Source organism: Pseudomonas sp. CM25 (genome assembly GCF_013179705.1).
Classification (GTDB): domain Bacteria; phylum Pseudomonadota; class Gammaproteobacteria; order Pseudomonadales; family Pseudomonadaceae; genus Aquipseudomonas.
In genome coordinates this window covers 1-9095 of sequence record NZ_JABMCW010000229.1, presented here as the reverse complement: position 1 = coordinate 9095, position 9095 = coordinate 1, and the positions used below count along the sequence as shown (strand labels likewise).

Annotated in this window: 6 protein-coding genes and 1 pseudogene; 2 read left to right on the top strand and 5 right to left on the bottom strand. The window is 67.8% G+C overall.

Features of this window, described 5'->3' with window-relative positions; translation table 11 throughout:
* From HP546_RS20815 to HP546_RS20800, 4 genes are all read right to left on the bottom strand, one after another.
* Positions 1-1446, bottom strand: a 1446-nt coding sequence (locus tag HP546_RS20815; RefSeq protein WP_172228961.1) for an FAD-binding protein, incomplete at its 3' end; no start/stop codon positions are given.
* Positions 1443-3164, bottom strand: a complete 1722-nt coding sequence (locus HP546_RS20810; RefSeq protein WP_172228959.1) for an FAD-binding protein — start codon at positions 3162-3164, stop codon at positions 1443-1445. The genes HP546_RS20810 and HP546_RS20815, both read right to left, overlap by 4 nt.
* Before the next feature lie 139 nt (positions 3165-3303).
* The gene (locus HP546_RS20805; RefSeq protein ID WP_172228957.1) at positions 3304-4875 is read right to left on the bottom strand and encodes an amidase; all 1572 of its coding nucleotides are present in this window, start codon (positions 4873-4875) and stop codon (positions 3304-3306) included.
* 41 nt (positions 4876-4916) lie between these two features.
* A complete protein-coding gene (locus HP546_RS20800; protein ID WP_172228955.1) occupies positions 4917-6347 on the bottom strand; it encodes a coniferyl aldehyde dehydrogenase in 1431 nt (476 codons plus the stop codon).
* Positions 6348-6531: 184 nt separating this feature from the next.
* Here HP546_RS20800 and HP546_RS20795 point away from each other — a divergent pair, with 184 nt between their 5' ends.
* Both HP546_RS20795 and HP546_RS20790 read left to right on the top strand, forming a co-directional pair.
* Positions 6532-7515 (top strand): flavin reductase, encoded by a 984-nt coding sequence (locus HP546_RS20795; RefSeq protein WP_172228953.1) that lies wholly within the window; start codon positions 6532-6534, stop codon positions 7513-7515.
* Positions 7516-7574: 59 nt separating this feature from the next.
* A complete protein-coding gene (locus HP546_RS20790) occupies positions 7575-8846 on the top strand; it encodes an MFS transporter (RefSeq protein ID WP_172228963.1) in 1272 nt (423 codons plus the stop codon).
* Positions 8847-8861: 15 nt separating this feature from the next.
* On the opposite strand, the pseudogene HP546_RS20785 reads toward HP546_RS20790, so the two are convergent.
* Positions 8862-9095 (bottom strand): annotated as a pseudogene (locus HP546_RS20785) (hypothetical protein); the annotation flags it as partial.

Here is a 9095-nt window from a genome sequence, read left to right as displayed (position 1 = left end):
GCCCAAGGGGAAGATCGGGTTGCCCACGGAAATGTCACAGGCGTAGTAAGGCCCTTGCTGCAGCACCTGGCGACCCGCGACCGACTTGCCGAACGGCTCCGGGGCCTGCCCTCGGGCTGCGGCGTTGTTGGCCAGCAGCGACTGGCGCAGGGTTTCGGCTTGCATCCCGGTGGCTGCGGCCAGCTGCGCGGGGTGTTTGCCCTTGCGTGCAGCGAACAGCATCAGCACCAGCGCCGGCAGTGCCTGGAACCACCAGTAGCCACCAAATAACGCTTCTTGCAGGGCCTTGCGCCGCAGCGGCGCATCCAGCACCAGCCAGGCCCGGCCGCCCTGCTCTTCCATCAGCGGTTGGCCCAGGGTGGCGCCATACACTTCTTCGTTGCAGAAGCGTTCACCGTCACGGTTGACCACGATGCCGCGGTGCCAGCTGTACGGTGGATTGATGAATCGCCAGGCAGATACCCGTTCCAGCCTGTCGCTGGCTGCCCCAACGCTCAGGCCCAGGCGCAGGCCGCTGCCATCGCAGCCGGTGGCGCCCACCTTGAAGTTGCGGCGAAACCTGGGCGCGTGGGCCTTGATCAACTCGCGGTTGAAGATGAAGCCACCGGTACTGAGGATCACCCCCTTGCCAGCGCGCACCAGGCAAGGCCTGGCATGGGCCTGTTCCAGCGCGCTGACGCGCTGGCGCAGCCGGTCGCAGTAGCCTGGGGCAAAGTTCTGCAGGCGCTCGGCGCGCGCGGCCAGCCGCGCATGCTGCAAGGCGACTTTGCTGCCGGCTGGCAGGCGCCACAACTCGGCGCCGATCACTCGCCCGCTGCGGTCGATGACCAGGCGCCTGGCGGCGGACTGCAGCAGCGGCCGTACCCCGGCGCGCAAACAGGCCGCTTGCAGATGGCCATACAGCACGGCGCCGCACTGGCCTTTGCCAACCGTGCGATGGCCGCGCGGGGCCGGGGGCTGCGCGCCGCCATAGGCGGGGACCAGTTCGTTGCCCGAGTAATAGAGAAAGGCACCATCGGGCGGGTACGACGTCTTGCCGCCAGCGGGCATCTGGTGCGCATAGGGCGCGCCGTGGCTTTCCAGCCATTGCAGGTTGGCCACGCTGTCGTTGCAGAAGCGCCGCAAGGTGTCGTCGCTGACAACCCCGTGGGTTTCGTGCCGGAGATAGTCGAACATGGCTTGGGGCGTGTCGTCGAAGCCGGCCGCGCGCTGCTGCGTTGTGCCGCCGCCGGCGTACACCACGCCGCCGCTCTTGGCGCTGGCGCCGCCGCCGGTGAAACGGTCGGCGATCAATACATCAGCGCCATCAGCGCGGGCTTGCAGCGCGGCGCAGGCACCTGCTGCGCCCCAGCCGATGACCAGCACGTCGCAGTGCGCCTGCCAATGCACGGCCGCGGCATCATCGACCTGCAGCGGTGCCAGAATGGGCGTGACACTGGTGTTCATCGGGCCTCCTGGCGCTGCCGGGCAAGGTGGTTGGCGGCCACGTAGGCAAAGGTCATCGCCGGGCCCAGGGTGCCGCCGGCACCGGGATAACTGGTGCCCATCACCGATGCCGAGCAGTTGCCGATGGCGTACAGGCCGGCGATGGCAGAGCCGTCGTCGCGCACCACCTGGGCCTGGGCATTGGTCAGCAGGCCACCCTTGGTGCCGATGTCGCCGGCATCCAGGCGCATGGCGTAGTACGGGCCTTTGCGCAGCGGCGCCAGGCACGGGTTGGGCTTGATGTTGCAGTCGCCGTAGTAGCGGTCGAAGACATTACCACCACGGCCGAAGTCCTCGTCCACCCCGGTGCTGGCGTAGCCGTTGACCTTGGCCACGGTCGCGGCCAGGCCTTGCGGGTCGACGCCGATCTGACCCGCCAGTGCCTCTAGGGTGTCGGCCTTCCAGTACAGGGTATCGCGCCACTCTTTGCGCAGACGGCTGTCGGGCATGACCTGGGCCGGCATCAACGGGCCCATGGCGTAGTTGAAGCGAAAATGCCCGTCGAACACCACCCAGGCCGGCACCGAACGCCCGCCGCTGCGCACGTTGTCGCGGTGCATGGCATCGACGAACTCCAGGTACGGCGCGGCTTCGTTGACGAACCGCAGGCCCTGGCCATTGACCACGATGGCGCCGGGGAAGGCGCGCTCGGCAAAGATGCCACGCGGTTTGTCCTCACCCGGCACGGCGATGGTCGGTGCCCACCAGGCCCAGTCCAACAGCGCAGTGGCCGCGCCGTGGGCCAGGCCTGCCTGCAGCGCGGCACCGGTGTTGTTGCCCGGTGGTGTGGCACTCCAGGCCATGCGCGTCGGCTTGGGCAGGTATTGCTCACGTAACGCCTGGTTCTGCTCGAAACCACCGGAGGCCAGGATCACCCCATGGCGCGCGCGCAGGTCCAGCAGTTGCCCATCGCGGCAGATGCGCACGCCGCTGACCCGCCCCTGTTCGCTGAGCAGTTCACGGAAGTCGCTGTTCAACCACAGCGGCACATTGCGGTCCATCAGCGAGCGGCGCAGCGAACACACCAGCGAGCTGCCCAGCGCCGCGCGGCGGTCCATGCGGCTTTTGCGGCGCCACTTGAAGTCGAGCTTGTAGCGCAGCATCAGGCGCAGGATCAACAGGCGCCAGCCGAAGCCTCGGGCCATGGCCTTGTGCGCGTCACGCGCAGTCCAGGCGATGCGCCCCATCAGCAAGGTGGACGGCGACGGCCTGCGCAGGTTGTGCAGCTCGTCGCCAAGCAGGCTGCTGTCGAACAGCTCGGGATCAAGTGTGCGCCCCCCTGCCAGGGCGCCAGGCAGGTGCGGGTAGTAGTCGGGGTACTTGGCGGCTACCGCGTAACGTACATGGCTACAGCGGGTGAGCGCCTCGATCATCTGCGGAGCGTTGTCCAGGTAGGCTTGCAGGCGGGCCGGGTCGACCTGCTCACCGGCCGCCGCCGCCAGGTAGCGCTCGGCCTGGTCGCGGCTGTCATTGCCGCCCTGGCGGGCGAAGTAGTGGTTGTTGGGGATCCAGATGCCGCCGCCGGAAATCGCCGAGGTACCACCGAACTTGTCGCTTTTTTCCAGCACCAGCACGCTGAACCCCTGGTCGGCCAGGAACACCGCCGAGGTCATCGCACCGGCGCCCGAACCGACCACTATCACGTCGTACTGGGTATGAGACTGATCTTGAGCCGTCATTGTTGTTGTGCCACTCGCTAAGGTCAGGGGATACCGCCAACACCGTTGCGCAGCCGTTGGCGGCGTGCATCCCATGATCGGCGCTGGCTGGCCCACCCTCATCGTCAAAGCGGACTAGGCGCCCTGCCCCGGCCTGGCGCTAGACGACCGCGCGCCGCCCGGCCCAGGGGTGAGCCTGCTCCAGCTGGCTGGCCAGGCGCAGCAACACATCCTCGCCACCCAGGCGGGCAGTGAACAACATGCCCACCGGCAGGCCGCTGTCACTCTGGCCCAATGGCAGGGATACAGACGGCTGGCCGCTGACATTGGCCAGCACGGTGAACGCCGCGCTGCCCATCGCCCGCTGGGCGTAGCTGTCCCAGGGCTGATCGAGGCTGAGCTGGCCCAGGGCCGGGGTGAGGTTGGCGGTGACCGGGGACAGGATCACATCGAAGCGCTGGAAGGGCTGTTCCATGGCCGCGCCGATCCGCTCGAAACGCTGCCGGGCCTGGTACATGCCGACACCGTTGATGGCCTTGGCCCGCTCCAGCACCACCTGGGTGACCTGCTCCAGGTCCTGCGCAGTGGCCGCGCGGCCCAGCGCCTGTTCGCGCTCCTGCACCAGGTTGAGCAATGCGGTGCCGATCACCGCACCGTGGGCGCCGAACAGTTCGCGCGGGTCGACCGGCAGTTGCAGGTCTTCGATTTCATGCCCCAGCGCCAGCAGCTGCTTGATGGTCTGCTCCAGGGTGGCGGCCACCGCAGCATCCAGTGGTGCGCCGGTCAGCGACTGGCGCACCACGGCCACACGCAGCGTGCCCGGGTCGCGGCGCAGCTCTTCGACATACGGGCGTGCCAGCGGCGCGCTCCAGTAGGCGCTGCCGGCTTCGTGGCCCTGCCCGGCATCGAGAAACAGCGCCGTGTCGCGCACACTGCGCGACACCACGTGGGCCACGCTGGCGCCGAACCAGCCCTCGTAATGTGCCGGCCCACTGGGGGTGCGGTAACGGCTGGGCTTGAGGCCGACCAGGCCGCAATAGGACGCCGGGATGCGAATCGACCCACCGCCATCGGTGGCATGCGCCACCGGCACGATACCGGCCGCCACCGCCGATGCTGCGCCGCCGGAGGAGCCGCCGGCGCTCACGCCCAGGTTCCAGGGGTTGCGGGTTTGCCCCCAGAGCAGCGATTCGGTGGTGGTGGTCAGGCCGAATTCCGGGCAGGTGGTCTTGCCAAACGGCACCGCGCCGGCTTGTTCGTAGCGGCTGACCAGGGTGCTGGTGAAGGTGGCCGGCGGTGCATCGCGGAACAGCCGGCTGCCGTTGCTGGTGGGTGTGCCCTGCAGGTAGGTGTTGAGGTCCTTGATCAGGATCGGCACCCCGGCCAACGCGCCCTGTGTGCTGGTGCCCGCGCTGCGCTGGCGGGCGAGCGCAGCCTTGGCGTAGTCCTCGTGCAGCATGTTCACGGCCGCAACCTTGGGGTTGACCAAGGCACAGCGGGCCAGCGCCGCGGCCAGCAGCTCCTCGCCACTGAGGCTGCCGGCGCGCACCGCTTCGGCCATGGCCCAGGCGTCCAGGCCCTGATAGTCAGCCGCTGACAGGCCACTGCTGGCAGCATCGGCGAAGCGCCCGAGCAGGCCGGCGCTCACGGCGACAGCACCGGCCTTGAGCACACTGCGGCGTGGCCAGGTGGCCTGGGCAGCGGGAATGGTGGCTTGCGGATCGTTTGGCATGGTGGTCTTGGCGTCCTGTTCGTTGTTGTTTTCGGGGTTGATCAGTCGGCGGTGACCTGCGCCAGCATGGCCGCCAGAAAGTGCTCGCCATAGGGCGGCAACAGGCCCCACTCGGCGCGTGGGTCGTGGCCGGCAGCCTGGAACACCGTGCGCGCATGGCTGAATTCGAGAAACCCTTCGCGCCCGTGATAATGCCCCATGCCGGACGCGCCGACACCACCGAAGGGCGCATCGTGCAGCGCCGCGTGCATCATCACCTCATTGAGCGTGACGCCACCGGACACGGTGTGGTCAAGCACCTGCTGCTGCTCGTGCGGGTCGTTGCCGAAGTAGTACAGCGCCAGCGGCCGTGGCCGGGCATTGATGTGGCTGATGACCTCGGCCAGTGCCTCATAGGTCAGCACCACCACGGCGGGGCCGAAGATTTCTTCGTGCAGGATGCGCGCATCCTGCGGCGGGTCTACCACCACCCGCAACGGGCAGCGACGGTCGTCACCCGGCTGCACGTCAGGCAGTGATTCGATACGTGCCCCCTGCTGGCGAGCCCCTTGCACCAGCGCGTCGACCCGTGCCCAGTGTTGGGCGTTGACCACCGCCACCACGTCCGGGTTGCCGGTGACCGTCGGGTTGAGCGTGCAGTAGGCTGAGCGCAGGGCATCGAGGAACGCCTCAAGCGCGGCCCGAGGCACGTAGACCAGGTCCGGGTTGATGCAGATCTGCCCGCCGTTGGTGGCCTTGGCCACGGCAATGCTGAAGGCCGCCTTGGCCAGGTCGGCGCTGCGCGACAGCACCACCGGCGACTTGCCGCCCAGCTCCAGGGTAACCGGCACCAGGTTCTGTGCAGCATTGCGCATGACCGCGCGGCCGATGCCGGTGCTGCCGGTAAACACCAGGTGGTCGAACGGTTGCGCGGTAAAGGCCTCGGCCAGGTCGGCGCCACCGGTCACCACCGCCACCTCCAGCGGGTCGAGGTGCTCGGCGCACAGCGCGGCGATGCATGCCGCCGTGCGCGGCAGCACTTCGGAGGGTTTGAGGATCGCCCGGTTGCCCGCCGCCAGGGCCGATGCCAACGGGCTGAACAGCGTGTACAACGGCGCGTTCCAGGTGCCGATGATGCCCACCGAGCCTTTGGGCTGGTAACGCACCCACGCCTTGGCGCCGAGCTGGTCATAAGGGGCAAACACCGCGCGCGGGTCATCCTGCATCCAGCCGTGCAGGTGATCCCTGGCATGCTTGAGGCTGGCCAGCGCCCCCAGCACATCGTTCATCAGGGTAAAACCGGCTGGCCGGCCGCCGAAGTCCTGGTCGATGGCCTGGGTCAGGCGTTCATGGTGGCGTATCAGCAGATCGATCACCTGCTGGATGCGCTGGCGGCGCTGTTCGGCGCTGACCGCACCGGCCGTGCCGAATGCGCGTTGCTGCTGTGACAACAGGCTGCTGAGCGCCTGGACCGATGACGGTGCGGGTTGCATGCGTGTCTCCTCTGGCTGCGAGCTGCGCTGGCTGCGCATGTCGCCACACTAGCCATGGGACGCCGGCGCGCGCCTCGTCCGATCGGACCAGAATCGAGCAAAAGCGTTAGTCCGTTGAGACGATGCCTGCGCGGGCGGGGCAACCAATACTGGCAGTACAAAAAGCCAACCCTTGAGGCCCGCCATGGCAACACAACAGATCGGTTTCGACCCCCAGGCCTTCCGTGCTGCGCTGGGCACGTTCACCACCGGCGTCACCATCATCACCTCGCAAGACCAGGACGGCTTGCCGGTGGGCATCACCGCCAACAGCTTCAACTCGGTCTCGCTCAACCCGCCATTGGTGCTGTGGAGCTTGTCCAAGCAGGCGCGCAGCTTGCCGGTGTTCAGTAGCGGCAAGCACTGGAACGTGCACGTGCTGTCGATCGAGCAAGAGAAGTTGTCCGGGCGCTTCGCCACCCAGGGCGAGGACAAGTTCGCCGAGATCGAACTGGACAACGGCATCAGCAATGCCCCGCTGCTGCAGGACTGCACGGCGCGGTTCCAGTGCCGCACGGCGTTCCAGTACGAAGGCGGCGACCACGTGATCTTCGTTGGCGAAGTGCTGGCCTTCGACCACAGTGACCGCGCGCCGCTGGCGTTCCAGAGCGGCCAGTATGCCCTGGCCACGCGCAAGCCGCGCAGCGAATTGCGCCTGGCCACCACCCCGCCGCCCCCGGAGTGCAGCTATACCGAAGACCTGCTTGGCTACCTGCTCGGCCGTGGCCATTACCAGGCGCTTAACCTGCTGCGCCAGCTGCTGAGCAACCAGCACCTGGATGAACAGGCGTTCTTCGTGCTGTCAGTGCTGTCGATCCGCGACAACCTCAGCCTTGAAGAGCTCAACACCTTTGTCAGCTACACCGGTCATGTGGTGACCCTGGCGGGCATGCGCTTTCTGGAACGGCAGGACCTGGTGGCCATCGAGGGTGATGCTGGCCAGTTGCGCTTTGTATTGACCGCCCAGGGGCGCGAGCTGTCGTTGCAACAGGTAGCGTTGGCCAAGGTGGTGGAAGAGGACCTCACCGCCAAGCTCGGCGAGGCCGATGCCCAGGCGCTGAAGGTGCTGCTCAAGCGCCTGATCGTGGTCAGCGACCCCGGCCTGCCGGACCTCTGGGCGCCACGGTGAGCAGCGCCGCGCCCACCTTGCCGGCGGCGGCAGTCGGCTGGCGCAGCCATGGGCTGCTGATGCTGCTGGCGGCGGTGTTCGCCGACAATTTTGTCGGTCGGCAGATCCTGGCGGTGATGTTCGAGCCGATCAAGGCCGAATTCGGCGTTGGCGACACCGCGCTCGGGCTGATCTCCGGCCTGGCGTTCGCCGGGGTATACGCCGTGCTCGGCCTGCCTGCCGGGCGGCTGGTGGACCGCCTGCCGCGCACCCGCCTGCTGGCCGCCGCCTGCTTGCTGTGGGCGCTGGCGACCATGGCCTGCGGGCTGGCCGGCAGCTTCCTGGTGCTGGCGCTGGCGCGCATGCTGGTGGCAGTGAGCGAGTCGCCGACCACGTCAGCATCGCTGTCGCTGATTGCCGACCTTTACCCGCCACAACGGCGCTCGTTCGCGATCAGTTGTTTTACCGCTGCGCCAACGTTCTCCTCGATCATTGGCCTGAGCGTCGGTGCCTGGGTAGTCGAGCAGTACGGCTGGCGCAGCGCATTCATCGCCCTGGGGGTGCCGGCCCTGGCCTTTGCCGCCGTTCTCGGTTTGCTGGTACGCGACCCGCAGCGCGGGCGCTGGGACCTTGCCCCCCACGCACTGCCCGCCGCCCGCCTAGGCCTAGGCGCCGAAGCGCGGCTGTTGTGGGCCTTGGCACCTTACCGGCGCCTGGTACTGGCGGGCGGGCTGACCACGCTTGGCTCGTACGCCGTGGCCATGTGGAACACCAGTTTCCTGGTGCGCTCCCATGGCTTGTCACTGCAGGACGCGGGGATGCTGGCCGGGGTGGTGTGCGGCACGGCGGCTGGTGTGGGTGGGCTGTTCAGTGGCTGGTTGAGCGATCGCCTGGCTCGCAGGGCTGGCCATTGGCAAGTGACACTGCCGATCATCGGCCACCTGGCGGCCACGTCGGCGCTCGCCAGCTACCTGCTGTCGCCCAGCGACGTGCTGATGCGCCTGGGCACCCTGCCAGTGCCGATGGCGATGCTGTGGTGCGCGCTGTACAGTTTTTTTGCGGTGTGGTGGGTGGCGCCATCGTACAACCTGGTGACGCAACTGGTGGCGCCGCAACGCCGGGGTACCGCGATGGCTCTGCAAACCATCGTCAGTACCTTGCTTGGCATCGGCGTCGGCCCGCTGCTCACGGGCCTGGTCAGCGACTTGCTGCAGCCCTGGTATGGCCAGGAGTCCCTGCGTTATGCCTTGCTGCTGGTCAGCCTGCCGGTGCTGGGGGCGGTGCTGCTGCTGGCCCGAACGCTGGGCCAGCTGTTCGGGTACGGCCGGCAGCGTGCCATGCCCGCCGAGTAAGCCAGTGCGGCCGGCTCAGGAGGCAAGCGCCTGGCGGGCTTGCCGCACAGGCATCTGATGCCGCTGCGGTTGCTGCCAGGCCAGTTGCTCCTGCACGGCCACAGCCGCATCCAGCACTTTCTGCGCCCAGTTTTCATCCTTGGGGCAGACGACGACCACGCGGAAACCGTGGTCGACGCCTTCCAGCCGAACGCCCTCGGAATCATCGACATGCAAGTCGATATCGAAGGCAGACGGCAGCTTCGAGGG

Excerpts from the sequence above, each read along its gene's own strand:
- HP546_RS20790 (WP_172228963.1), top strand. The coding sequence starts at position 7,575 with ATGCTGCTGGCGGCGGTGTTCGCCGACAATTTTGTCGGTCGGCAGATC.
- HP546_RS20805 (WP_172228957.1), bottom strand. The coding sequence starts at position 4,875 with ATGCCAAACGATCCGCAAGCCACCATTCCCGCTGCCCAGGCCACCTGG.
- HP546_RS20810 (WP_172228959.1), bottom strand. The coding sequence starts at position 3,164 with ATGACGGCTCAAGATCAGTCTCATACCCAGTACGACGTGATAGTGGTC.
- HP546_RS20800 (WP_172228955.1), bottom strand. The coding sequence starts at position 6,347 with ATGCAACCCGCACCGTCATCGGTCCAGGCGCTCAGCAGCCTGTTGTCA.
- HP546_RS20795 (WP_172228953.1), top strand. The coding sequence starts at position 6,532 with ATGGCAACACAACAGATCGGTTTCGACCCCCAGGCCTTCCGTGCTGCG.